This is a genomic window from Paraburkholderia sp. BL6665CI2N2 (assembly GCF_004366535.1).
Taxonomy (GTDB): Bacteria; Pseudomonadota; Gammaproteobacteria; order Burkholderiales; family Burkholderiaceae; genus Paraburkholderia.
The window spans coordinates 2,291,594-2,315,776 of sequence record NZ_SORC01000001.1 but is presented as its reverse complement, the minus strand read 5'-3'; the positions used below and the strand labels follow the sequence as shown (position 1 = coordinate 2,315,776).

At 61.2% G+C, this 24,183-nt stretch carries 23 protein-coding genes; 12 read left to right on the top strand and 11 right to left on the bottom strand.

All coding sequences use genetic code 11. The annotated features are described in order from the left end of the window. Positions 1-5: 5 nt before the first annotated feature. Both B0G81_RS10390 and B0G81_RS10385 read right to left on the bottom strand, forming a co-directional pair. Complete coding sequence (locus tag B0G81_RS10390) at positions 6-1,130, bottom strand: porin (protein ID WP_134135022.1); 1,125 nt, start codon at positions 1,128-1,130, stop codon at positions 6-8. A gap of 202 nt (positions 1,131-1,332) precedes the next feature. Next, positions 1,333-4,032 (bottom strand): LuxR C-terminal-related transcriptional regulator, encoded by a 2,700-nt coding sequence (locus B0G81_RS10385; protein ID WP_134135020.1) that lies wholly within the window; start codon positions 4,030-4,032, stop codon positions 1,333-1,335. Between the two features lie 224 nt (positions 4,033-4,256). On the opposite strand from B0G81_RS10385, the gene B0G81_RS10380 reads away from it, so the two are divergent. From B0G81_RS10380 to B0G81_RS10365, 4 genes are all read left to right on the top strand, one after another. After that, on the top strand, positions 4,257-5,210 hold the full coding sequence (locus B0G81_RS10380; RefSeq protein ID WP_134135018.1) for a hemerythrin domain-containing protein: 954 nt from the start codon (positions 4,257-4,259) through the stop codon (positions 5,208-5,210). Positions 5,211-5,240: 30 nt separating this feature from the next. Further along, on the top strand, positions 5,241-5,711 hold the full coding sequence (locus B0G81_RS10375; RefSeq protein ID WP_243856409.1) for a BON domain-containing protein: 471 nt from the start codon (positions 5,241-5,243) through the stop codon (positions 5,709-5,711). 143 nt (positions 5,712-5,854) lie between these two features. Continuing rightward, positions 5,855-6,238 carry a hypothetical protein gene (locus B0G81_RS10370; RefSeq protein ID WP_134143052.1) on the top strand — a complete coding sequence of 128 codons (384 nt, stop codon included), beginning with the start codon at positions 5,855-5,857 and terminating at the stop codon, positions 6,236-6,238. Between the two features lie 414 nt (positions 6,239-6,652). Next, positions 6,653-6,838, top strand: coding sequence for a hypothetical protein (locus B0G81_RS10365; protein ID WP_134135016.1), 186 nt, complete (start codon positions 6,653-6,655; stop codon positions 6,836-6,838). An 88-nt stretch (positions 6,839-6,926) separates the two neighbouring features. Here the strand turns inward: B0G81_RS10365 and B0G81_RS10360 are convergent, their stop codons facing one another. From B0G81_RS10360 to B0G81_RS10330, 7 genes are all read right to left on the bottom strand, one after another. Next, entirely contained in the window at positions 6,927-8,693 is a 1,767-nt protein-coding gene (locus B0G81_RS10360) for an MOSC and FAD-binding oxidoreductase domain-containing protein (RefSeq protein WP_134135014.1), read from the bottom strand. 105 nt (positions 8,694-8,798) lie between these two features. Beyond that, positions 8,799-9,458, bottom strand: coding sequence for a cupin domain-containing protein (locus B0G81_RS10355; RefSeq protein WP_134135012.1), 660 nt, complete (start codon positions 9,456-9,458; stop codon positions 8,799-8,801). Between the two features lie 242 nt (positions 9,459-9,700). Continuing rightward, entirely contained in the window at positions 9,701-10,483 is a 783-nt protein-coding gene (locus tag B0G81_RS10350; RefSeq protein ID WP_134135010.1) for an ABC transporter substrate-binding protein, read from the bottom strand. A 159-nt stretch (positions 10,484-10,642) separates the two neighbouring features. After that, positions 10,643-11,476, bottom strand: coding sequence for an enoyl-CoA hydratase-related protein (locus tag B0G81_RS10345; protein WP_134135008.1), 834 nt, complete (start codon positions 11,474-11,476; stop codon positions 10,643-10,645). Between the two features lie 108 nt (positions 11,477-11,584). After that, entirely contained in the window at positions 11,585-12,856 is a 1,272-nt protein-coding gene (locus B0G81_RS10340; protein ID WP_116121629.1) for a TRAP transporter large permease, read from the bottom strand. An 11-nt stretch (positions 12,857-12,867) separates the two neighbouring features. After that, positions 12,868-13,401, bottom strand: coding sequence for a TRAP transporter small permease (locus B0G81_RS10335; RefSeq protein WP_087648004.1), 534 nt, complete (start codon positions 13,399-13,401; stop codon positions 12,868-12,870). A gap of 12 nt (positions 13,402-13,413) precedes the next feature. Further along, on the bottom strand, positions 13,414-14,445 hold the full coding sequence (locus B0G81_RS10330; RefSeq protein WP_134135006.1) for a TRAP transporter substrate-binding protein: 1,032 nt from the start codon (positions 14,443-14,445) through the stop codon (positions 13,414-13,416). On the opposite strand from B0G81_RS10330, the gene B0G81_RS10325 reads away from it, so the two are divergent. The 8 genes from B0G81_RS10325 (at position 14,436) to B0G81_RS10290 (ending at position 21,845) form a co-directional block, all read left to right on the top strand. Further along, positions 14,436-14,765: a hypothetical protein gene (locus B0G81_RS10325; protein WP_134135004.1), complete on the top strand. Its 330-nt coding sequence runs from the start codon at positions 14,436-14,438 to the stop codon at positions 14,763-14,765. The two genes, B0G81_RS10330 and B0G81_RS10325, sit on opposite strands and share 10 nt — an antisense overlap. Positions 14,766-14,791: 26 nt before the next feature. Next, entirely contained in the window at positions 14,792-15,292 is a 501-nt protein-coding gene (locus B0G81_RS10320) for a MaoC family dehydratase (protein WP_243856408.1), read from the top strand. A gap of 48 nt (positions 15,293-15,340) precedes the next feature. Next, positions 15,341-16,486: an acyl-CoA dehydrogenase family protein gene (locus B0G81_RS10315; RefSeq protein ID WP_134135002.1), complete on the top strand. Its 1,146-nt coding sequence runs from the start codon at positions 15,341-15,343 to the stop codon at positions 16,484-16,486. Positions 16,487-16,530: 44 nt separating this feature from the next. Beyond that, entirely contained in the window at positions 16,531-17,724 is a 1,194-nt protein-coding gene (locus tag B0G81_RS10310) for a CaiB/BaiF CoA-transferase family protein (protein WP_134135000.1), read from the top strand. Continuing rightward, positions 17,721-18,164: a MaoC family dehydratase gene (locus tag B0G81_RS10305; protein ID WP_134134998.1), complete on the top strand. Its 444-nt coding sequence runs from the start codon at positions 17,721-17,723 to the stop codon at positions 18,162-18,164. Before B0G81_RS10310 ends, B0G81_RS10305 begins: the two co-directional genes overlap by 4 nt. Before the next feature lie 199 nt (positions 18,165-18,363). After that, on the top strand, positions 18,364-19,257 hold the full coding sequence (locus B0G81_RS10300) for a helix-turn-helix domain-containing protein (protein WP_116144779.1): 894 nt from the start codon (positions 18,364-18,366) through the stop codon (positions 19,255-19,257). Positions 19,258-19,402: 145 nt separating this feature from the next. Beyond that, a complete protein-coding gene (locus tag B0G81_RS10295) occupies positions 19,403-20,626 on the top strand; it encodes a glycoside hydrolase family 88 protein (protein ID WP_134134996.1) in 1,224 nt (407 codons plus the stop codon). Positions 20,627-20,672: 46 nt separating this feature from the next. Next, a complete protein-coding gene (locus tag B0G81_RS10290; RefSeq protein ID WP_134134994.1) occupies positions 20,673-21,845 on the top strand; it encodes a fumarylacetoacetate hydrolase family protein in 1,173 nt (390 codons plus the stop codon). A 119-nt stretch (positions 21,846-21,964) separates the two neighbouring features. On the opposite strand, the gene B0G81_RS10285 is transcribed toward B0G81_RS10290, so the two are convergent. Continuing rightward, a complete protein-coding gene (locus B0G81_RS10285) occupies positions 21,965-23,179 on the bottom strand; it encodes an alkene reductase (RefSeq protein ID WP_134134992.1) in 1,215 nt (404 codons plus the stop codon). Positions 23,180-23,499: 320 nt separating this feature from the next. Then, complete coding sequence (locus B0G81_RS10280; protein ID WP_243856407.1) at positions 23,500-24,126, bottom strand: SDR family oxidoreductase; 627 nt, start codon at positions 24,124-24,126, stop codon at positions 23,500-23,502. Positions 24,127-24,183 lie beyond the last annotated feature (57 nt).

Sequence of the window (24,183 nt, the reverse complement as noted above, 5' to 3'; positions counted from 1 at the left end):
TTGGTTCAGAAGCTATGGCGCAAGCCGATCATGGCCGCCGTCGTTGTCAGGCCTGGAGCCACCGGCTGACCGTAGACGATCGTCTGGTTCATGGTCCCCTTGTTCACGACGTGACCGACCTGACCGTAAACCATGGTTCTGACGGAGAGCTTGTATTCGGCTCCGAGCGCAATTTCCGTCGAACGATTTGCCGAATTATTCTTGTCTTTCAGGTAGTAGAGACCCGAAGTCACCTGAAGCGTCGGGTTGAAGCGATAACCCAGGCCTGCGGAAAACAGATCGATATTGACCTGATTGGAATGCGCAGGATTCCTGCCGTTGCTGTACGACGCCGATACCGAGAATCCGTGCAGCGTGTAAAGCGCGCCGAGATACACGAACTGGTTGTTGTCGAGGCCCGTCAACGGCGCACCGGGAGCCGGATTCGTATCGTGTCCGTTGTAATACACAGCGGACAGGCTCAGACCGTAGTTCGCGTATTTGAGCACGGCGGACTCGCGCGTTCCCCCCTGAAACTGCCCTGCCACGCCGCCGGGTGCGTACTCCAATCCGATCGAAGCGCCGCCGAAAGAGGGCGACTGGTAAACCAGCGCGTTGCTGTCATACAGTGCGCCGATTGGCGCATTGGTGCTGGTGCCAGGCCAACCGGCTGACTGGTTCATACCCAGCCACGCGGTCAGGATACTGCCGAAGTATTGGGAGGACCGTACATCCGTCTCGGCCATGGCATAGATCATCGGGATGATCTGCCGGCCCGCGTTGAACGTGCCGAACGGTCCCGATACGCCGATGGTCGCAAACTGGTTGAACGCAGCCGCGACACCGGGTGTATCGCTAAGGCCGAATTTGCCGGTGCTGCTGTCGAACGAACCCTGGAGTCTGAAATTGACACGGTAGCCGCCGCCGATATCTTCGCTACCCTTGATTCCCCACAGGCTCGAATAAATGCCGCCGTCCTTGAGCCGGTACACCGATCCCGTATTCGGCGCCTTCGGGTTAAACGACGCTGCGGCAGTACTCTGATACAGGAAGCCCGAATCGAGGATGCCGTAAAGCGTCACCGAAGATTGCGCTTGAGCGGCGCAGGCGAATGTGGCGAGCGCTGCCGCGCCGATCAGTTTCATCTTCATTTTGTCTCCTTCCTGATAGTTTTGTCTCGACTGCGGCCAGCCAGCCCTTCCCCGCAATGAACTCAAGTCGCGTAGGTGTGACGGAATTCGCCGCATTGTGGCGCGTCGTGCAGGGAAGAATACGTAAAGGAGCTCGTACAGGCCCCTCCCAAAGCGGGAGGGGCAGAACATCTCGGTGAACAGCGCGCCGCGCAGCGCGAACTTATGCGCCTTCGAGCAAACCCAGCACCAACGCTCTTCGAACCGCATGCTTTCGCGAGCTGGCGTCGAGCTTTCCAAAGAGATTCTTGAGGTGCCACTTCACCGTGCCCTCTCCCACTGCGGCCGCAGCCGCAATCTCCTTGTTCGACATGTTTCGCGCCAGCAGCTCGAGGATCTCGCGCTCTTTGGGCGTTAGCACAACGCTCGGCACAGCTCGCGGCACGGTGGCCTGGCGACCCAGTGGCGGCACGGCTACGCGCGCTGCCGCAATCGCGTGAGCGACTTCGCCGGATTCAGGCTGCTCTTCGCTGACGCGCCGCGCCCAGTCGGCGAGGGCAGGATGCGCGTCGGCCAGCGTGCGGGTCAAATGGAAAGTCTGCGCGAGATTCATCGCCTCGCGAAGCAATGCGAGCCCGTTCGCGCCGGACTGCTCCAGCGCGAAGGCGCGCATGGCCATGACTTCAATCTGATATCGACCAAGCTTCATCGCTAAAGCGGCCTCGCCGGCCTGCGCGAGCTCGTCGAGCGCCTGCTGCCAGCGACGCGCCGCGATGGCTGCACCGGCATGCGCCAACCCGACTAGCAGCCCGACCGACTGCCTCCACAGCGGCCCCCTTCTCGGTTCCTCCTCGGTCACCATAGCGTCGATACGGCGCACCAGCGCGTCGCACATTTGCGCGCGATAGCGGCCGGCGTGAATACGCACCTGTTCTGCCATGCTGGCAATACACAGACGCGGCAGGCGCCGGCTCACGCCCATCGCGTACATTGCCTCGAGGAGATCGAACGCCCGGTGTTCGTCGCCTTTGACCGCTGCGATACGCGCCGCGGTGCGGTACGCGAGGGACACGGTGTCTGGCGTGCCGCCTCGCTCCAGGATGTCAAGCCGATTGGCCAGCAGCGCGGCGGCCTCGTCGACCCGATCGGCTTCATAGCTCAGCGCAGCGCAGGTCGCGGCAAACATGCACGAGAGCGGATGACGGCGGCCAAGGTCCGCTTCCGCGCTTGCCAGTGCCGGACGGAGTACCTCCTCGGCAAGCACAAGCTGGCCTTCCCATACGTAGCTGAAGCTCACGATGTAATCGGCCCAGCGCACCACGTAACCGATCCCTTTGCCGACTTCGGCCCGCTTTGCCGCCAGCTGGAACCGACGCGCCTGCGCGGGCTGACCGAGCAGAATCGCACGTACTGCGAGGCGGTTTGCATGTACCTGGGCGAGCCAGGAATCGGCGGCGGGAGCGAACTCGGCCCAAGGCGCGAACAGCTCGACGAACCGGTCGATCTCATCGGCGTAATAGGCGGCCGCGCATAGGATGAGCGCGCATTCGTAACGCAGTTGAGCGTCGGCGCCAGGGCTGGCGAGGACGCGCTCCACCTGAAGTTCCGCCTCCTTGTGCCGCTCACCCAGCGCCAACGCCCAGGCCGCTGCCAACAACAAACGCGGGCGCCGCTCGAGTTCGTCCGCAGGGAGCAGATCAAGCCATTCGAGAACCGCCGTCAGGCGTCCCTCCTTGACTGCGTCATGCAGGCAACGCTCCGCCAGTTCGTAGGCAGTCTGGTGCTGGCCCGCGGCATGAGCATGCCTTGCTGCCTGCTCGATCATGCCGTGCCGGGTCAGCCAGGCTGCGGCACGACCGTGCAACGCAGCCCGTTCGGCGGCGGGCACATGAGCGAGGCGGCCTTGCAGGACGTCGCGCACAAGTGCGTGAAGCCAGCACCATGCGCCGTCTTCGGAGGTGACGAACACGGGCGTCTCACGCACGAGGCGCGCGAGCCGCTCCGGTGCCTGCGGATCTCCGGTCAACGCCTGACAGAGTTCCGGGTGCAGCGAATCCACCAGGCTGGTGCGCGTGAGGAAATCGGTATCTTCCGACGAAAGCTCCGCAATCAGCGTCCCGACAAGGTGCTCACGCAGTCCGCCCTGATTGGCCGCCATGGTCTCCACCACCTGCCGGGGATCCCGGGCTCGCGCCATGGCCGCCATTGCGAGCTGCAACCCAAGCGGCCAGCCATCCGTCAACTCGAACAGCCTCGCGCACGCGTCGGCGTCGAAACGCGAACCGAACCGGTTGGCGATCAGTGCAATCGTCTCTTCAAGTCGAAAACACAGCATCTCGGGATCGACCAGGATGCATTGCCCGTAAGCGATCAGATCGGCAACGGCCGTATCGATTCTGCGGCGCGCGGCAACGGCCACGTGAAGATTTGGCGGGGCATTGTGCAGGACATAGATCAACGCAGTGAGGCCGGCTTCGGGTAGACGGTCGGCCTCGTCGACGATCAACAGAACATCGCCCGAAAATTGGGCGACTTCGGCGAGCCAGGCGGTCACGGCGTCCAGTTCGCCGACCGACCCCACGGCGCCGTCAAGCAGCAATCGTCCGAACGCGGGGCGGGCGCAGCCCGCCCGCATGGCATGGACGAGCCCTTGCAGGAGCCGCTGAGGATCGTCCCGCTCATCCACTGAAAGGAAGGCGACCGCGGCACCACGCGCCAGGGTTTCCCGGCGCCATTGCGCAAGCAGAGAAGTCTTGCCATACCCAGCCGGCGCTTGCACAAGAGCGATGGATTGATCGCCGAAGTGCAACGCGTGCGCGGCCAGCCGCTCACGCATCAGCAAATGGGCCGGCGCGCGCGGCGCGATGGTCTTCAGGACCAGTTCGGTGGCTACACTACCGGCGCTTGTCGATGTCGATGCCATCTTGCAGAGCCTGTCGAGGCTCCTGACGGCCATCTCCGGCTGCCGCGGGGAGCGAAATGAGGGGAAGGCTCAAGCGTACCACCCGCACGCTCCAAGCCCCCTCCCTTCGTGGGAGGGGTGAGCAAACCGACCGCGGACTAAGATAAGTTCCAACAGACCTCGGATGCAAAACCAGCCGGCGAATTCGAAACTGGACAGCAGGAACTGCAAACGTTGAATGCAGCATGAGGAATACCATGTACCGACACTTTCTCGTCCCTGTGGGAGATATGGGTTCATGCATTGAAGCAACCGGTCACGCAGTCGCGTTTGCGCAGTCGATGGGTGCGCGCGTGACCTTCCTGCCCATTTTGTACCGACATGTTGCCACACTGCACCGCCCGGCCTCGCGCGCAGGCGACCTCACGGAGCGCACATTGGAACTGCTGGCTCGGGCCGAGGCCGCAGCGCGCGCGCAAGGCGTGCCGTATTCGTCCATCGCTGCCAGCGAAGAAACGTCGTTCGACAGCATCGTCGCGGCGGCAATCAAGTGCGGATGCGACCTGATTTGCATCGCCCCTGGCCAACGGCTGACTGAAGCGGGCGACGTCGCGCCTGCACCGTCCGATGACTCTGGCACGGTCAACGTGGCAGTCCTGATATTCGCCGCAGACAGTCGCCCGGCAACCTCGCGCGCGATCGGCAGGCTCCTCGACGAACACCGCGCCATCGCCGACACCGTCCACGCGCTGCTGGACATGGTCCGCACAGCACGCGCGGCCGGTCAGCAGCCCGAGCCGATATCGATGCGTGAAACGGTCAAAAGCCTGCGTGATCTTCAGATACGCCGGCATAGTCTTAAGGAAGATGCCGGGTTATTCCCGCGGCTGCGCGAGCGCACTTGCGTTGCGGATGCGGAGCTGGATGAACTCGAATGCCGGCATCAGCGCGACAAACAACTGCTCGACGAATTGGCCGAACTCTCCGAACTCGTCGGGCGCGACTCGGCGCCGCGCATCCTGGCCGGGCGGCTCGAACAGGCTCTAGGCGCTTACGCGCAATTCACCTGGGAGTATCTGGGACGGGAAGAAGGCGTGGTACTACCCATCGCGCGGCGCTATTTGCGAGACGAGGACTGGGACGATATCGCAATGGCATTCGACGCAACGGCTGCTAACTCCGCCACAGGGCAAACTTGACTTGTATGAACTGCAGGCCTGACAGCGCACATGCAAGATAAGGAAACCTCATTTCATGCTCCAGTCGATCCGATATTGCAGAAAAACGAACTGTCACACTTAACCAATAAACCTGGAGATAAATCGATGAGAAAAGCAACAGCACTCAATTTGGCCGTTAGCGGAATGATCGCGCTGACGTCTATCACCACGTGGGCTCAGCCCGGCCAGACAGCCGCTGCTTCAACCGGATCTGCAAAAGCGGCATCGGCTGGAGTCGATGCCAAAGCCGCAAAACGAGCGAATCGCGAACTGGCCAAACAAGTTCGTACGGCGATTGCCAGGGAGAAGAGCATCGACGCCGCAAACATCAGCGTGAAAGCGAAAAGCGGCGCAGTAACACTTTACGGAACCGTGCCGGCAGCGCCTCAGATCGCCACAGCGGCCACCGTGGCGAAAGCGGTCCCTGGTGTGACATCGGTCAAGAATCAGATCGTGGTTGCGAAGACGTTCGGTCAGTAAGCGCCTGCCGCGCGAGTCGATGCAATACGACGTCGTGGTTGTCGGCGTCCCGCCGCGACGACCCGCGTCCGTACGGCAGCGAACAGTACCGGGCGCAAGACAGGTGAATAGTGGCGATTGATGCGGCCCACGAGAGGATCTTGATGCGCGCCCAGTTCTATCTTCCCCTGTCTCTCTTGCCATTTCTGCTCGTCGGCTGTAACACGCCGCCGATTCCGCCCGGTAAGTCAGTCGATATTCCGACCGCTTTGCATCAGGTTCTGGAAGGCCTTTGCAGTGCCAGGAAGGATATGGCGGCACGGAAGCAGGACTTTGGCTTCGCTATCGACTCGATCACAGTGGAACTCGATCTGACCGTGGACGGAACAAAGAATCCTCCGGTGGCAGTTGCGCCGGACATTCAGTTCATCCCGACCGTCAGCTATGGACAGATCATCACGGCAACCAAAGGAAGCAGGCTTGTGCTTACGCTGAAGAATACCGGTTCCGCTGGCGCCGGCTGTCCTGCGTCCATGCGGACCAACTAGGCGAGAAATAAAACGGCGTCGACGATGGCGAGTCAGCGCCCATTTAGCAAAGTGACATCAAAAGGGCGTGCACGAAAAAAAACGAGCGCGGATTCGCCATCGCAGGCCACCGCAGCATGGCGACCATGAGATCGTACAAACACAGGGTACGTAGGCGGACCGCATGTGTCGCAATCCAACCCACAGCGCGAGCCGGACAGTTGGATTCGACCCACCGGCCGCAGCGCGCATGTCTGTTTATCAATTCGCACTGACCGCCCTTAAAAATCCAATATTTTCAACTAGTTGAGTGATCGCTTGCGGCGGCGTCACCGTTTGGCATGGACTTTGCCTTAATGCTTATCGAGGAGTGACGACACCCTCAACACAAGTTCCGACATTCCTGACTGACCCATTTATTTTTGGAGAATCGACATGAACACGCTGCTGATCAAAGACCTCCCCGCAGCCGTTGAGATGGATCGTACTGCAATGACCGCCGTCAGCGGCGGCAGGTTGCCGCAGCAGGTCGTGAACATTATCCAGGCGGTTTCCGACTTTGCAAATGACGCTCCTACCCAGCACAGCTTTACTGGCAGTGGGATTACTGTCCAGTACTAACAGAAACATGGTGATTCGCGGCTCAAGGCCCCGCCAACGAGGGGCCTCTTTGAACTCGCGTCGGTTACTTTATCTACTGAGAGTCCGCTCAAAGGTCGATGACCGTATCACCAACGGGTTGCGAGCAGCAGATGAGCAAGTTGCCATCTGCGGGCTTGTCGATCGGCTCAGGGCTGTACGCTATGGAGCCCGAGACCAATCCGCTTTCGCAATTGTGGCAGACACCCGTCCGGCACGCCCAACGAACGGGAACATCGCACGCCTCGGCCAGCTCCAGGATGTTCTGGTAGGCCACACCGTCCCAGTGCACATCGATCCCGCTGCGTGCAAAGGACACGATCGGACCGGTGGCGCCATGGTTTTCAGGCAGATGGGGCGCACGAATGGCATCGCCGACGATCCCCGGAGTCATCGACTCCAGGCCATTGAAGATTTCGGTGTGTATTTGCCTCTTTGCAAACCCGAGGTTCGTCAGCGCCGCCTTCATATCGACCATGAAGCGGGACGGTCCGCAAAGATAAACATCGGCCTGCGTCGGAATACCTGCGCCCGCTAACCTGGCTTCGGAAAAATGACCCGTCTCCGTGTACTCGACTCCTTGCCGGTCACGCGTGGCGTCGGGCTGGCTGAAGCAGATATACCGACGGCAATGCGCAAGCGCGTCCGCGAGACGCCCCGCTTCAGCATCGAAGGGATGATGCTGTCCATCACGAGCCGCGTGCAACCACCAAACCTGCCGCGTCGAGCGTTGCGACGACAGCGTATTCAGCATAGCGAGAACGGGGGTCGCGCCGATACCCGCGCTTAGAAGGACCACGGGACTCGGGCTCTGCAATAGCACGAAACTACCACGAGGAGCGCTGACATCGATTACGTCCCCGACGCGCACGCGATCACGGAGATAAGTGGCGGCTGCTCCCCCCTCTTCGAATTTCACACTGATCCGGTATTCCAGCGTTGACGGACCATTGGAGAGCGAATAGCTGCGATAGAGCGGCGGTCTCCCACCGTCCTGCGGAAGACGCAACACAACATACTGGCCTGGCTTTGCCATCGGTAACGGCTGGCGGTCCGCTCGCCGCAGGGAATACGAAACGACGTCGGCGGACTCGACCACAACCGACACGACTGTGAGTGAACGGAATCCCTGTGTGGCGGGATAAGCGGCCGAGGCAGGCGCGAGCCCGGCGTTGCCTCCCGTCTTGCCGGTAACGGAGCTGCTCAACAATGCCTCGAACGACCGCTTCCACCCCGATGAAAGCGCGTCGATCCGCAGCGCTCGCTCAAGGCGGTCGCGAGGATGATGCGGGGAATACAGAAGCGCATTGATCTCCGTGACCGTCATGCGCTCGCCGGCTTCGTCCACCTTCACTATTTCGTCGTCTGCCCCAACCTCGCCTTCCTTCAAAACGCGAAAGTAGAATCCCGGCCGCCCGCTCGATGTAAGCAACGCTGCCATACGTGGCTCATTAACGCGAATACCCACGCGGTAGCAGGTCACCCGAGGTTGCGTCACCTCAAACAGTGCACTACCAATTCGATACCGGTCGCCGATGCATACATCGCTATCGGGCATGCCTTCAACCGTGAAGTTCTCACAGAACTGGCCATAGACAACATCAGGCCACTTCAACTGCTCCTTCCAGAAACGTGCCGATTCGGTCTGGTAGACGAATACGGCTCGATGCTCACCTCCGTGCCCGGCGAGATCGCCCTGCCCGTCTCCGACCAGATTCAAACGAGCCGCCCAGCAACGGCTCGTGAGCGGCTCCTTCCATATGCTCGTATGAACCGTACGGCCCTTCCATTCGATATCACGTGGAAGGCCAACATTCACTGACAGTAGCCGAGCCATGTCTTGCTCCGATCTTTGGGACCGCCTTATCGCATTACCGGTAACGTTCGATGGCTCTTTCGAGCCTTCTCCCGTGATTCGTCTGGCGGCGTACTGGACACGGTATCAGAAGATCGATGAGCAGGCCTTCGGTGACGGTTCGTCGATCCGACGCTGAGCACCTTTGGCGACAATCTGGACCGCAAGGCCTGTCGCCGCAATGGGGCCTTCGTTCCGAATGAGGTGTTCGTCATTGCCGCCGTCCACTAGTGTCGTGCCATTGGCTGTACCCGGCCCGTACACTTGCGGCGTACAGTTTGCGTGGTACTCGGTTAACTGTCCCGACGTGATGACTATCAGGCTATGCCCGGGGTGCCGATGCCAGCCAGTGGTTCCACCCGGCGCCCAGGTGTTGGTCTGTATGTACACGTCTGACGGCCCCTCGGTCTTTTCGAATGAAGACCACGTATCTCCAGGAAACCCAGGAGCAAACCGCTGAAGCTGGTCCTGTGTGAGGCGGTTCATGACTTGAAATTCGGCGAAAGTTCCTTGGGCCAGGGTCGCGCCAGTGAATCCGCTGGCCGGGGTCGCTTGGCCAGATTCCATGTGTGAGAGGGCTGCGACCATCCATACGGCAAACCACAGCGGCAAGCAGATGGCCCGCCGCAGCCGCTTTCGACTTGAAAACCGTGTCGTCCAGGCGGGCTCCTCGGCATAGCGATCCTTCGTCGCGTTCTTTTCATCGCCGAAATCGGGCTTCTTCACCACACCGCCAGCGCATGTCATGTCATCGCCTCCTTTTGAGTGGGTGTGTCCATCTCCGCGAGTCTCGCTGGTGGACGACCGTTTCCATATCGCCGCGATCAAGGGGTGACGCCGACGGCGATTTTTCGTATCGCGAACACCGGAGCGAATGACACTTCGTGGTCAGTACTCGCCGCACACGGTCTGATACTTAACCGGCTTATCTGACGCGTGTAGTGAAGCCTAACCGGCGATCCCGTTCAGCCCGATCCTCTGCGACGGGCCTATTTCGGCGGCACCCAATCATCGACGCCATTTTTGACGAAGATCGCTTTGACCGTGCCGTCCGCTTCGAGCTTCGCCAACGAGCGATTTATTCTTTCAAGCAGTTCACTATTTCCCTTTCGCACCGCAATGCCGATCCGAGGTTTTGGCGACTGCGACTGGTAGGAGCTCACAATTCGCAGATTCGTAAGTCGGCCGTGTTTAGAGGCGTATATCGTGTCAGGGCCGGAAGTCACCGCTGCCTTGATCTGGCCTGAAACGACGGCCGACCACGCGTCTTCCAGCGTGTCATAGATCTTGATTTCGGAGAAACCGCCAATCCGTTGCAGGAGCGCTAGTTGAATGCTGCCCTTCTGTGCGCCGACCGGGAAATTTTTGAGGTCTGCCAGACCTTGATAGGCCGTCATGTCGTTCGCCGGGACGACAACGACTTCCGTTGGCGCGTTGTAAACAGGGTCGCTGAAATCGACTTGCTGAGCGCGTGCGGGCGTAATCGCCATATTGGTGGCGATCACGTCGATCTTGCCACTGGCCAGCGCAGGGATCAGGTCGCCGAATATCATGAGCTGATACTGGACCGGCAGGCCTGCATCTTTGGCGATGGCGTTTATCAGATCGACGAAGACCCCGGAGAGCGAGTCCGAGTTCTTGTCGTGGAAGACCCAGGGCTGCACGTCCTGACCTGCGACCTTGAGTGGTTGCTGCGCCCACGATGGCACAGAGCAACCGATTGCGCCCAACGAGACGACCGTCGCGATCACCATATTGCTGAACTTGTTCATGGTGTCCCCTCGTGATCGCAGCGCTGGTACCGGCGATGTTGAATCCCATGAGTCGGCAAGGAACGGCAAACTCTGCGGAGTATGTCTCAACCAATCGTTTAGTGCAGGCCACAATACCGGCAGAATCCGTCGAGACGCGCATGCGCGACGCGCCAGTGGTCAGCGCCCCTTGAAACGCGGTGGCCGCTTCTCGACGAATGCACGGTGGCCTTCGGCGCGATCCTCGGTCTTGAACACTTCGAGATTCGCCAGATGCTCGCACTGCAAGCCTTGTTGAAGGTTGGTCTCGAACGAATCGAGCACGGCGCGTTTGGCCAGCCGGATGGCGAGCGGCGCGCGGCCGGCGATCAGCGACGCGATCTCAACCGCGCGCGCGATGCTGCGTACCGGCGGTACGACCTCGGTCACCAGTCCGTGGCGCTCGGCCTCGGCTGCCGTCAGCGGCTCGCCGGTAAGCACGAGTTTCATCGCCAGTGTCTTGCCTAGCACCCGCGGCAAGCGCTGGGTTGCGCCATCGCCCGGGAGGGCGCCAATAACGATCTCTCGCTGCGAGAAGGTCGCGTCGTCCGCCGCGACGACGATATCGGCCAGCATCACCAACTCGTGGCCACCACCTATCGCGAAGCCGTTGACCGCGGCGATCAGCGGCTTCGGAAAGGTTTCAATCGCCTTCCAGCTCGCGAGGCGCGCGGGGTCCGCATACGCTGCGACCCCGCGCGCCGCCATGTCGGCAATATCCGCCCCCGCGCTGAAGAAACGCTCGCCGCCGGTAAGCACGACGGCCCGGACGTCGTCGCTGACCTCGGCTGCCGCGAGCACGCGCGCCAGCTCCTGCAGCAGCGGCACACACAGCGCATTGCGCTTCTCGTGATGATTCAACGTGATCAGCCAGACGAACTCAACTGGTTGTTCCAGTTTCAGGTACTGCAGGTCCTCGCATGCGGCCAGCAGGACCGGCGCCGCGCCGCTTCGCTCGATGTGAGCCGTGTTCATGATAAGCCTCTCGGTAATTCGATCGCTATGCGCGCGCGAACAGTCGCCGCTTACGGGGTCGTGGAGCCCGGGCCAATGGCGTGCAGCCAGCGGCCCATCGGCCTCGTGTTATTTGATTGCCAGCAGGTTCGGCAAAAAGCGCGGGATATGCGGGAAGACAATGATCAGCAGCAGGTCGACCGCCAGCGCGAAGATGAATGGCAGGATCGCCCGAGTCGCTTTTTCGACGGACACACCGCCGATCGACGCGGCCGTAAAGAGGCAAAAACCGATCGGTGGCAGGTTGATGCCGATGGCCGAATTGACCAGTACGATGACGCCGAACACGACCGGGTCGATATGCATCTGCACGACGAGCGGTAGAAACACAGGAATCACCACGGCGATACTCGAAATCGTTTCCAGTACCGTATGGGCTGCCAGAAGGAAGAGATTGATCAGGATCAGCAACACGAACGCGCTGGTCGTCACGGCCAGGAAGTTGTTGGCGACGTGCAACGGAATTTGCGCCTCAATCAGATAGCGGCCGAGCACGAACGCGAGTCCGAGAAGAAACGATACCCGCGTGGTATTGATAGCCGTGCGCGTGAGTATTTCCCTGAAGTGCGACAGCTTGAGCGACCTGAAGATGAAGGCGCTCACCAGCGTCACATAGAGCGCCGCGACGACACCTGCTTCAACCGGTGTGAAGACGCCGCCGAGGATGCCGCCCAGAATGATCACGGGCGTCAGCAATGCCCAGATCGCCTGTCTGAAGGTGGTCCACAGCCGCCTCGCGGAGAACGCCTCGACCGCCGTATAGTTCTGGCGCACGGCAGTCACGTAGTTCACGAGCATGAAGGAAACGACCACCAGCAGCATCGGCACTATCCCCGCGACGAACATCGTCCCGACCGAAACGTTGGCGGTGTAAGCGTACACGAGCATGCTCATCGACACGGGCGACAGCAGTCCGAGTGAGCCCGCTGCCGACTGCAGCGCGACCGCGAACGCGCGTGAATACCCCTGCTTCACCATCCCGGGGATCATGACCGAGCCGATCGCTGCGGTATCCGCCGTCGCCGAACCGGAGAGGTCGGCGAAGAACATGCTCGCAACAATCGTCACCTGCCCGATGCCGCCGCGCATAAACCCGACGAGCGCCTGCGAAAAGTCGATGATCCGGCGCGAGACGCCGCCCGCATCCATGATTGCGCCTGTCAACATGAAGAACGGGATGGCCAGCAGTCCGACGTTATTCAGGTTCGAAAACAGCTGCTGCGGAATCACCAGCAGCGGGGTTCCGTTCAGCGTCAATGCAATCGTCGCCGCAATGCCGATGCAAATGGCCACCGGTACACCCAAGCCGAGAAACCCGGCGCCCAGAGCGAGTGCCCACATGTTGATTCACCTCAGATATGTTCGGAGACGCCCTGCAACAGAGACGGCCTCGTTTGCGCGCCGGGCGCGAGATGGGAAACCGCGATTCGCACCGCGGAATGAAAGACCAGCAACGCGCCGCAGACGGGAATCGAAAGGTACGGGTACACCATCGAGATCGGCAGAGAGGTCGCGGTTTCGGTGCCCATCAGATCCAGCATGTCGCCACCGTACATAACGAACACCACGCCGAGCCCGAGGACGACACAGTCGGTCAAGTCCGCCAGTGTCTGCGCGAAAGCGGGCGGACAACGGTCGGCCAGCACCCGCACTTCCGGATGAACCCGCAGCTTGGCCCCCGCCGCCGCACCGAGGCACGTGAGCCACACGAACAGATAAGCCGCGAGCTCGTCGGACCACGACAGCGAGTTGTGCAGGATGAAGCGAAAGACCACCCCAAGGCCAGCGACGAGGACCATCATGAGAAGTAGTCCACCGCAGAGGAATAGCGTGATCTTCAGGACCAGGTCGTCGATAAAGAGGAGATTACGGGCAAGCTTTTCCATCGCACTCTCCCTTCATTTCGAAGCGACAGCAGACTTGTCGACCGCCTTGATTTCCTGATAAAGCGCCTGGCCATCGGGGATGTCGCTGAGCAGGCTCTGGCGTGCCCTTTCGGTCGCGGCGGCCCACGGCGCCGTGTCGATCCCGCTCACCTGGGTGCCGTTCTTCTTCATCGTGGCGAGCGCGTCGTCGTACTCGTGCTTGTATTCCTTCACGTCATAATCCGCGGCGACGGCGGCAGCGGCCTGAAACGCCTTCTGTTCGTCAGGCGAAAGACGCGTCCAGGCGCTCTTGCTCATTGTCAGCACCACGGGCAGGTAGTTCACGTGGGTCAGATAGTAATGCTTGGCGACATCGGAAAATTTGTCCTGGATGAACTGCTCCGGGGAGGTATCGCCGCCGTCGACCAGGCCTTGCGAAAGCGCCAGAAATACCTGGTTATAAGGCAGCGGTGTCGGGTTTGCACCCAGTGCTTTATAGCCCGCGATATAGCCGCGACTCTGCATCACTCGCACTTTCATATCCTTCATGTCTCCAAGCGAGCCGACCGGCTTTTTCGCGGTGAACAGATTGCGTTCGCCCACCGACAGCCACGTCAGGCCGATCATGTTGACCGCCGGCATCATGTCGAGGAACTTGCGGCCGACCGGTCCTTGCAGAACGCGGTTGGCGTCGTCGATGCTGCTAAAGAGGTAAGGCGTGTCGAAAATCTGCCACTGCTTGATCGTGTTTCCGATCGGCGCCTGTGCGGAAATCATGAGCTCCTGGGTGCCGGTGCGCAGCGCCTGCGCCATCTGCACTTCGCCGCCGAGCTGTGACTGCGGAAAGATCTCGATCTTGACCTTGCCGTGGGTTCGCTGCGCGACCTCCTTCGCGAACACCTGGGCAGTCAGCTGATAGTGGTTGTCCGGAGCGAGGGTGTGGCCCAGCTTCATGACGATCGGCTCGCCGGCACGGGCAACGCTTGCGGCAACGACGCCTGCTGCGAGCAGCGTACCCACCATCACGGCGCGTCCTGCGCGGCGCGCGCTAAAGAATGATTTCATTTCGTCTCCTTCCATACTGGAATGTAATTTCCGCGCTGCATCCGGTCGATCCGTCTGCAGGCGCTTCAAGTATTCGCGAGTGCACGCAACGGGCGTTAGGACCGGTCGCCCGATTTCTTGTACTTTTTTACGGCCTGTTCGATGACAAGCCTCTCCCGCACCGTCTGGCGATTTATCCGGCGCACACGGTGAAAACCCTTGGCGATATTGATGCGTGGCAGACCGGCGGCTATCCGCGGGCTCCTTGCGGATCGGCGAAGACTGAAATCACTGCGTACGTGCAGTCGAAAAAGTCCAAGCATTCGCCCAAACCGTCCTAACGGTCGGCAACTCGCACTGATTAAATTTGAGTCACGCCCGCCGGCGCCCATCGACACGGAACAGGCCGGCTCCTCAACTGACTCTCACTTTCAGAACCACCATGGCCAAACGCCCGCACATGGATTGTTACGCGGTCGGCGACACTGCCGATTTCGCCAAGACCGTAACTGAATTCGACATCTACGGCTTCGCCGGAATCGTCGGCGATTTCTATGCCGTGCATTTAAACGAGGAATTCGCCAAAACCACGCGCTTCGAGAAGCGCATCGCGCAAGGATGTCTCTCGGTCGGCTTCCTATCGACTGTGATGGGCTATATGGCGCAAAAGGCGCCGAACCCCGGTGCGGTTTCTTACCGCTACGACATCACGTTCAACGCGCCGGTATTCATCGGTGACACGGTCACTGCCCGGCTCACGCTGCGCGAGAAGAACGACGATCGCAACCTGTGCATGTTCAACGCAGAGGTCACGCGCCAGGACGGCACGGTGGTCGCATCTGGCGATACCTATCTAAAGGTGCTGTAACACAGCGCCTGCCTTTAACTCCTCTCCCCGCTTTTCAAAGAGTCGAACATGCCGCATTGGTTAAACGAACAACACACCGCGATACGTGACGCCGTGCGCCGTTTCGCGGAAAACGAAATCGCTCCTGTCTCGGAAGAGCTTTGGGAGGCGGAAGCCTTTCCCTACGAAATCTGGACGCGTGCTGGCAAGCTCGGCTTCGCAGGCCTGCCCTATCCGGAGAGTTGGGGTGGCGGCGGTGGCGAATGGCTTTCCTATGTGATCGTGCTGGAAGAACTCGCACGGGTAGATTGCGCAATTGCCAACTCGCTCATGGCCAATTCGACGGTCGCGAGCCTGCTATCCAACTATGGCACCGATGAGCAAAAGGACCGCTATTTACGCCCTATTCTCGACGGCCGCAAGGTCGGCGCGATCGGATTATCGGAGCCCAACGCGGGCTCCGACGCGGCCAACATCGCGACGCGTGCGACGCTGGAAGGCGACCGATGGATCATCGATGGATCAAAGACCTTCATCAGCAACTCTGGCACGGAAGTGACCGGACCGGTCGTCATCGCCGCGGTAACGGGCACGCGCCCTGACGGCCGCAAGGAAATTTCCAACTTCATCGTGCCCAACGGCACCCCCGGTTTCGGCTACGGGCGCAAGCTGCGCAAGATCGGCTGGCGTGCATCGAGCACCTACGAGTTGTACTTCGAGCGCTGTGCGATCCCGGCCGCCAACCTGCTCGGCGAACGCGGCGCGGGCTTGCGACAGACGCTGGCCCAGATCAGCACGGGCCGAATTCTGATCGGCGCGCTCGCGCTAGGCATCCTGCAGGGTTCATTGGATCGGTCGATCGCGTACATGAAGGAGCGGCGCGCATTCGGCAAGCCGATCGCCGAGTTCCAGGCGCTGCAGTTCAAGATCGCTGACATGGCGGCCCACGCGCACGCCGCGCGGCTGATGCTCTACGATGCCGCCGCGCTGAAAGATGCGGGCGTTCGCTTCGATCAGCAGGCGTCGATGGCTAAGCTCTTCGCCACCGAGCGCGCGATGGAGGCGGCTCATCAGGCGCTACAGATACATGGCGGGTACGGCGTGATGAGCGAGTACCCGGTGTCGCGCGCATTCGGCGACGCCAAGGTATTGGAGATCGTCGAGGGGACCTCGGAGATTCAAAGAATGATCATTTCGCGAAACCTGCTTGCCTGAGCCCTCAGTCAAACAGATACGGACACGCGCTCAGGAGACAAGTCATGCTGGAAGGCATCAAGGTGCTAAGTTTTACTCACTTCTTGCAGGGCCCCGCTGCCGTGCAGATGTTGGCCGACGTCGGCGCGGACGTGATCAAGATCGAACCGCCGGACGGCGCGTTCGAGCGCAGTTGGACCGGCTTCGATGCGTATGTCGAAGGGGTGAGCATGTTCTTCCTGCTCGGCAATCGCAATCAGCGCAGCATTTCGCTGGATCTGCGCGACGAGCGCGCGAGAGAGATCGTCTGGCGGCTGATCAAGGAAGCCGATGTTCTGATCGAAAACTACCGCCCAGGCGTCCTGCAGCGCATGGGCTTCGGTTACGACGATGTACGCGAGATCAATCCGCGGCTCGTGTACTGTTCGTGCACCGGCTACGGGCCATCGGGGCCATATCTCAAGCGGCCGGGGCAGGACCTGCTGTTGCAGGCCATAAGCGGCATGACGATGCTCTCCGGCGAAGCCGATTCCCCGCCCACGCCAGTCGGATCCGCGATCGTCGACCAGCATGCGGCGGCGTTGGCGGCCTTCGGCGTGGTCGCGGCCCTGCAGGCGCGGGAACGCACCGGCAAAGGCACGCTGGTCGAAAGCAATCTGCTCAACGCGGCGCTCGATCTTCAGATCGAGCCGTTCACCTACTACCTGAACAAGGGGCCACTCTGGCCGCGCACAAACCCGCCGACCGGCAGCCGGTTCCATCCCGCACCCTATGGGATTTACCGGACTCTCGACGGCTGGATCGCGATTTCGCTGACGCCCACTGAGAAGCTCGCGGCGGCCTTGTCTGAACCCATGCTCGCCGGGTTTTCACACCCGAAGGACAATGTGCGCCGCCGCGACGAATTGAACCGCATCGTGTACGACGCGCTGACAACGCGTACGACGGCCGACTGGATGACGACCTTCGACGAGCACGGCATCTGGTACGCGCCCGTGAACGACTACGATCAGGTCGAGGCCGACCCGCAAGTGGCGCACAACCGCATCATCATGGAGGTCGACCATCCGCAGGCCGGGCCGATCCGTTTGCTCGCGCATCCGGTCCGGTACGACGGCGCGGCACCGCCGCTCATCCGTCAGCCGCCCCGGCAAGGCGAACACACCCGCGAGGTGCTCGCCGAACTGGGCTACGCGCCGGAAGAAATCGATACGCTGGTCCAAGCCGGCGCGGCGCTAACCGGGCGGAGAACCGTATGAACATTCTCCCGACTCAGCGCCACGAGATGCTGCGCTTTGACGACATCCAGATTGGCCGCTGTCAGACACTCGTGCACACCATCGCGGAAAGTGACGTGAACGCTTTCGGCCATCTGTCGGGGGACCTGAATCCCTTGCATATGGATCAGGCCTTCGCGGCACGCTCACCATTCGGCCAGCGCGTGGCGCATGGCCTGCTAACCGCCGCATTGGTGTCGACGACACATACCGGTTTGACCGGTCCCGGCTTCGTCTACGTCGGGCAGGAGTTGCGCTTTCTCGGACCCGTCTTCATCGACGATACGATCAGAATCCATGTGACGGTAGTCGAGAAGAAGCCCGCCAAGCGCATCCTCGTGATGGACACAATGGTCCGCAATCAGGACGGCAAACCCGTGCTGAGCGGGCTGTCGGCGCTAAAGGAATTGCGTTTCGAATGAGTGACAGATGAGCTGACAATCCGCGCGCGAGGTCGACCGGTGCGGGTTTTCGACGACAGCCGTCGCGCCGCTTTGCCAATTACAAGTACACTACGTTCGATGCCGAACCGGCGAAGGAGAAACAGCACGCTTGATTTAGCCAGGGAGTGAACTGGCTAGGCGAGCCAGATAAGTGAGCTGGATGCAGGAGACAAATCAAATGCTTAGCGGTTGTGGTTGCCAGTTGCCGGTCTTCAAGATCGCGCACTATGAGTACGGGTCGCGAATCAAGTCGATCGATTTTCATCTCGCGCCCCTCGAAGATATGAAATCGACGTTGCCGTATCCGCATCGACACGAGTTTTATCACATCGTCTGGGTCGTGGCGGGCAGCGGTCACCACATCATCGACTCGATTCGCTACGAGGTGCGGCCCAATACGCTGTTTTTCATGGCCCCCGGCCAGATCCATGATTTCGCCTTGTCCGACGACGCCGTCGGGCACGCGATCAGTTTCTCGTCCGAATTTTTCGCGTTCAAGGTGCAGAACCGCCATTCGCAGACCGAGATTCCCGTCTACGATTTCGAGCGAATTCCGAACACGGTGTATATGAGCGACACACAAGCTCAGGACCTTCATCGTGTGCTGGATGGAATCAATGCGGAATATCAGGGCGAAGAGGCAGGTTACGAGGACGTGATCTGGTCATACCTGCGCGTTCTGCTAATCAAGTCCGCGCGCCTGGGCGGCGACGCCGTCGCCGACGTCAATTCGTCGCGTAGCGTGCTGTTGTCGCGACGCTTCAAAAGCCTGCTGGAAAAAAATTTCGCCACGGTCCACGACGTCGCTCACTACGCCTGCCTGCTGAACGTCACAGAACGCGCGCTGAACGATGCAACGCGTCAGGCGCTCGGCAGTACGGCGGCCAAGCTGATTCGCGAACGCGTGATGCTGGAGGCGAAGCGTCTGTTGCTGCATTCGGAGGTCAATGTGGCGGAGATCGCAACACAGCTCGCCTTCGACGACCCGGCCTACTTCAGCCGATGTTTTCGCAAGCACACGGGCCGCTCGCCAATCGATTTCCGCCGCAGCCTGGAGAAACTGAGCATTTGAAGCAGTGGCACGACAGGCGTCCGGGGTGCGTGCAGGAAAGTCCAATATAAGCCGCACTTCGTCCTAACTGCCAGAACCGCCTCGCTCCTAGAATTTGCGTGTCCCCGTCACTCGGGAAACGTGAAAGTAATCAGGAGACAAACGCGTGAATGCTTCGTACCAGGATCAAGAGTTGTCCTCTGAGCGGTCCGCCCTCTTCACCACTATCCTCGATCGCATGGCGGCCAAAGTTGCAGAGGACGAGCCGACGCTCGGTGTCGAATTCCCTCAGATCACGGCGCCCGATGGAAAGTGGGTACTGCTTCCGGCGTCGCTGTCCGCAGGCTACAGCGGTTCGGCGTGGAGCCACGGGAACTGGTTTTGCGGGTTCTGGGTCGGACTTTTGCTGACGTCGTATTTGCACACCGGCAAGGACAAATACCTCTCGTGGGCCCGCGAGCGCATGCGTCTCGTCGCGCAGCGCGCGCAGGACCCCAACACGCACGACATCGGCTTTATCTTCGACAGCAGTGCCGTCCCCGGTTATGAAATCACCCGCGACCCGTGGTACGCGCAAATAGCAATGGAAGCCGCCGACAAACTACGCGCCCGTCTTGTCACCACGCACAGTGGCGCCTATCTCGCTTCCTGGGGTCCGCTCGACGATCCACGCGGACGCAGCGCCTCGGCTATCGACACAATGGCTAACCTGTCGTTGCTGTATTGGGCGGCGAACCATTCCGGCGACGGCAGTTATCGCCTCGCCGCCGAAGCACACTCCCTCATGACCGCCAAGGCGTTTATCCGCCCCGATGATTCGACCTATCACGCGGTCGAATACGACGTGACAACGGGTGTGCGCCAGCGCGGCTACACGTTTCAAGGCGCATTCGACGAATCGGCGTGGAGCCGGGGCCAGGCGTGGGCCGTCTATGGCTACGTGAACACCGCGCGTGAAACCGGCAAGCGTCACTGGCTGGATCTTGCAGGGCGTCTGGCGGCGTACTATCTGCGCCGGCTCGATGGCCGTCCGGTGCCGCCGTGGGATTTCGACGCCGCTGGCGCCGACACGCAAATCAGGGACACCGCCGCAGCAGCGGTGATGGCGTCAGCGCTGATCGAGATGGGTCGTCTGCATCCCGACCCTGCTGATGCGGCTCGCTGGCGCGAACACGGAGTCGCGACGCTCGAAGCGCTATGTCGTGACGAGTTTGCCTACGAACCCGCACAGCGCGGACTCCTGAAGAATTCCTGTTATTCGAAGCCGCACAATGAAGGCGTCGATGGTGCGACGATGTTCGGCGATTTCTTCTTCGCTGAAGCACTGAGTCGCGTGATGCTGCCCGGCAAGCTTCGGCCAGCCGATACGCAACGCGTATCGCTCGCCTGAAGCGCGCCTCCCTTCCGGTTCCCAACTCTCGCCAGGCAACGCCACCATGATATCGAACGATCTTCCGCATTTCGTACCTACTGACCTGGCCGACGCCCTGCTGGTCGGACGCATCTGGCGAAACGCGCCGATCGACGGGCCGTCGGTCGTCGTTGTTCGTGCCGGTCAGGTCTTCGACATCACGGCGTCGGCGCCGACGACCTCCGATCTGTTCGAGCGCGTGGACCTGTTGGAGTTTGCGCGTCACGTCGAGGGCGAGGCGCTCGGCCCCGTCGAGAACATCGGCCAGGCATTACTCGCGCCATGCGATCTTCAGGCCATCAAGGCATGCGGCGTGACCTTTGCCGTGAGCCTGCTCGAACGGGTCATTGAAGAACAGGCTGCGGGCGACGCGACGCAAGCCGACACGGTGCGCGCGACGATCGCGCAACTGATCGGCACCGATCTCTCCAGGATTCGCCCCGGCACGCCGGCCGCCGACAGTCTGAAGCGGGAACTGGAACGGCGCGGCGCATGGTCGCAATATATGGAAGTCGGCATTGGGCCTGACGCAGAGGTGTTCACCAAATCCCAACCCATGTCGGCGGTCGGTTACGGCGCGGACGTTGGGCTACACCCGGCCTCCCACTGGAACAATCCCGAGCCCGAAATTGTGCTGGCGGTCAACAGCCGCGGAACGATCGTCGGTGCAACCCTCGGCAACGATGTCAATCTCCGCGACATCGAAGGCCGCAGTGCGCTGCTGCTCGGTAAGGCGAAAGACAACAACGGCTCATGCGCGATCGGTCCTTTCATTCGGTTGTTCGATGAACGCTTCACGATGGACTCGGTGCGGGCGGCCAGCGTGTCGCTCAGGATAGAAGGCGCGGACGACGGATTTATTCTCGAAGGCGTGAGCCACATGCGCGAGATCAGCCGTGACCCAGAGGAACTTGTCGCCCAGACTGCCGGGCCGCATCACCAGTATCCAGACGGCTTCATGCTGTTCCTCGGCACGATGTTCTCTCCAATTGAAGACCGGCATGCTCCGGGCGGCGGCTTCACGCATCATCTCGGGGACAAAGTGACGATTGCAACGCCGGCGCTCGGCACACTAGTCAACACCGTGCGGTCGTCAACCGAGATCGCGCCTTGGCGATTCGGCGTACGCGCTCTTTACGAGGCCCTTGCAAAGCGGCGGGCGCTTACCTGCGGCGTGGGGCAAGTAAGCGATACGTAAATCGGCGCTGCGCATGATAAAAAACTTCCGCGAGACCGTCGACGGCCGGTCGCCGGCTCGGGAGCCTCGCAACTTGTCCCGCGACGCCGGCGAGCCCGCTGCTCAACGACCGTGACGGTCTATCTCCAACGCCCGTCGATCACCGACCGAGGGGCCTCTCCGCGCTCCTGCGCGAGCGACGGATAGTCGGTGTACCCGCGCTCGCCGCCTCCATAGAACGTGGACGGGTCCGGCGAATTGAGCGAAGCGTGCGACCGCAAGCGGTCTGGCAGGTCGGGATTGGCGATGAACAGGCGCCCGAACGCGATCAAATCCGCCTCGCCGTCCTCGATCCATCTTTCCGCACTGCTGCCGTCGAACCCGCCCGCGACCATCAGCACACCGCGATAGGTGCGTCGTATCATCTCGTTCATGCGCTTCGCACGCGCCGTGAAAGCGGCATCCTCACCGGTCGCCGCCAGCGCGGGATTGACGATGTGCAGGTAAGCGAGCCCGTATCGATTGAGCTTCTCGAGGACGTAAGAGAAGGTCGCCTCGGGATCGTCGTCATGCATGTCGTTGAAAGTGCCGAGAGGAGAAAGCCGTACGCCGACCTTTTCCGGCCCCCACACGTCGCAAACCGTTTCGATCACCTCGAACAGCAGCCTGGCCCGGCGCTCGCTCGACCCGCCGTATTCGTCCGCGCGGCGGTTTGTCCCGGACAGCAGAAACTGGTCGAGCAGATACCCGTTCGCTCCGTGCACTTCAACGCCGTCCATACCGGCAGCCTTTGCGTTGCGCGCACCCCTGAAATACTGTCGCACGAGATACGGCATCTCTTCGACCTGCAGCGCGCGGGGCGTGACGCAAGGTGCAACGACACCTTCGCCGCGCTCGTTCTCGATGAACGCCTCCGCTTTCGGCTGGACCACAGAGGGCGCTACGGGCAGCATTTCGTCGGGCTGCAACGAGGGGTGCGATATGCGTCCTACGTGCCAGAGCTGCATGAACATCAACCCGCCCGCCTCGTGCACAGCGTTCGCGACGAGCCGCCAGCCTTCGACCTGCTCGCGACTATGAATCCCTGGCGTCCACGCATAGCCCTGCCCTTGCATCGACACCTGCGTCGCCTCACTGATGATGAGCGCGGCCGATGCACGCTGCGTGTAATAGCAGGCGTTGAGCTGAGACGGTATGTTGCCTGGCCGGCTCGCGCGCGAGCGCGTCAGCGGCGCCATCACGACACGATGACGCAGGTTGTACGGTCCCACCTTGACGGGTTCGAAGAGCTTGCCCAGCGGGATTTGCTCGTCGCGCTGCCCGGCTTCCGCCGGCGCGATTTCTGTATCCGGCATAAATTCGCTCCTTACGTTTCTTGACTCGACCCGAAAAGTGCTGCCATGAACGCTTCGAAGCGTCTGGGCAGATCACATCGACATGATTTGGCTCTCAGGCCAGTCTAGCCATGGCCCACGCGCGCTTCTTTCCGGTTTCTGCTCAGAAGTGTCGCGATCCTGCCGTTCCCCATGTCTTCCAGTACCGCACAATCCGCCGAATGCCAGCAGGGGACTCAGGCTGCGGCACGCGCGCAGAGGGCTCGTTCACAGCCGAGCGACTTGTGACCAACGACCCGGGTGCTGCAGTGACGTAAACCTCTCCGGCGCGGCGCGCAACGTCAACGAAGCGCGGCCAACGCGTCGTCGATCGGTTCACTGCCACCGGCAAACCCGAAGATCGTGTTAACGACGTTCAACCTGAGCGCTTCGAGCACGACGTCGGCAACATCCTCGCGCGCCACGGGCGCACGAGCCGACTGCGCGTCGATCACGACCTCAATCGTCCCAGTACCCGGCTCCATGGTCAGCGTGCCGGGGCGCAGCACGAGATAATCGAGCCCACTGCCGATCAGATAATCGTCGGATGCGCGCTTCATCTGCGCGTAATGCCTAAGCTCATCCGGCGCGCGTTCAGGGGCGTATGCCAGCAAGGTGCTGACAACGATGAAGCGGTCCGCGCCATGTTGCTTCGCATAATCCACCGCTTTGATGATCGCGTCCCGATCGATCTGAGCCTCCTGTCCAGCGCCCTCGGTTTCAGCGGATCCGGCGGTGAAAATAACTGTATGAGCGCCCGCGAGCGCCGCGCCGAAGTCCTGTGTCAGGTCGACCATCGCAACGGTCGCGCCGAGGCCTTCGAAATGGCCCCGCTGCGTCTCGTCGCGCAGCAACGCGCGGAACGGAATGCCCGCACGGTGCAATTTCTCTGCCACCAGGCGACCGGTGCGGCCGGTGGCGCCAATCAATGCAATGCTCATCGTGCCTCTCCTCGGGAAAGCGTCAGCACAGCGAAAGCTTCGGGC

Excerpts from the sequence above, each read along its gene's own strand:
- B0G81_RS10390 (WP_134135022.1), bottom strand. The coding sequence starts at position 1,130 with ATGAAGATGAAACTGATCGGCGCGGCAGCGCTCGCCACATTCGCCTGC.
- B0G81_RS10385 (WP_134135020.1), bottom strand. The coding sequence starts at position 4,032 with ATGGCATCGACATCGACAAGCGCCGGTAGTGTAGCCACCGAACTGGTC.
- B0G81_RS10380 (WP_134135018.1), top strand. The coding sequence starts at position 4,257 with ATGAGGAATACCATGTACCGACACTTTCTCGTCCCTGTGGGAGATATG.
- B0G81_RS10375 (WP_243856409.1), top strand. The coding sequence starts at position 5,241 with ATGCAAGATAAGGAAACCTCATTTCATGCTCCAGTCGATCCGATATTG.
- B0G81_RS10370 (WP_134143052.1), top strand. The coding sequence starts at position 5,855 with ATGCGCGCCCAGTTCTATCTTCCCCTGTCTCTCTTGCCATTTCTGCTC.
- B0G81_RS10365 (WP_134135016.1), top strand. The coding sequence starts at position 6,653 with ATGAACACGCTGCTGATCAAAGACCTCCCCGCAGCCGTTGAGATGGAT.
- B0G81_RS10360 (WP_134135014.1), bottom strand. The coding sequence starts at position 8,693 with ATGGCTCGGCTACTGTCAGTGAATGTTGGCCTTCCACGTGATATCGAA.
- B0G81_RS10355 (WP_134135012.1), bottom strand. The coding sequence starts at position 9,458 with ATGACATGCGCTGGCGGTGTGGTGAAGAAGCCCGATTTCGGCGATGAA.
- B0G81_RS10350 (WP_134135010.1), bottom strand. The coding sequence starts at position 10,483 with ATGAACAAGTTCAGCAATATGGTGATCGCGACGGTCGTCTCGTTGGGC.
- B0G81_RS10345 (WP_134135008.1), bottom strand. The coding sequence starts at position 11,476 with ATGAACACGGCTCACATCGAGCGAAGCGGCGCGGCGCCGGTCCTGCTG.
- B0G81_RS10340 (WP_116121629.1), bottom strand. The coding sequence starts at position 12,856 with ATGTGGGCACTCGCTCTGGGCGCCGGGTTTCTCGGCTTGGGTGTACCG.
- B0G81_RS10335 (WP_087648004.1), bottom strand. The coding sequence starts at position 13,401 with ATGGAAAAGCTTGCCCGTAATCTCCTCTTTATCGACGACCTGGTCCTG.
- B0G81_RS10325 (WP_134135004.1), top strand. The coding sequence starts at position 14,436 with ATGATTTCATTTCGTCTCCTTCCATACTGGAATGTAATTTCCGCGCTG.
- B0G81_RS10330 (WP_134135006.1), bottom strand. The coding sequence starts at position 14,445 with ATGAAATCATTCTTTAGCGCGCGCCGCGCAGGACGCGCCGTGATGGTG.
- B0G81_RS10315 (WP_134135002.1), top strand. The coding sequence starts at position 15,341 with ATGCCGCATTGGTTAAACGAACAACACACCGCGATACGTGACGCCGTG.
- B0G81_RS10310 (WP_134135000.1), top strand. The coding sequence starts at position 16,531 with ATGCTGGAAGGCATCAAGGTGCTAAGTTTTACTCACTTCTTGCAGGGC.
- B0G81_RS10305 (WP_134134998.1), top strand. The coding sequence starts at position 17,721 with ATGAACATTCTCCCGACTCAGCGCCACGAGATGCTGCGCTTTGACGAC.
- B0G81_RS10300 (WP_116144779.1), top strand. The coding sequence starts at position 18,364 with ATGCTTAGCGGTTGTGGTTGCCAGTTGCCGGTCTTCAAGATCGCGCAC.
- B0G81_RS10290 (WP_134134994.1), top strand. The coding sequence starts at position 20,673 with ATGATATCGAACGATCTTCCGCATTTCGTACCTACTGACCTGGCCGAC.
- B0G81_RS10285 (WP_134134992.1), bottom strand. The coding sequence starts at position 23,179 with ATGCCGGATACAGAAATCGCGCCGGCGGAAGCCGGGCAGCGCGACGAG.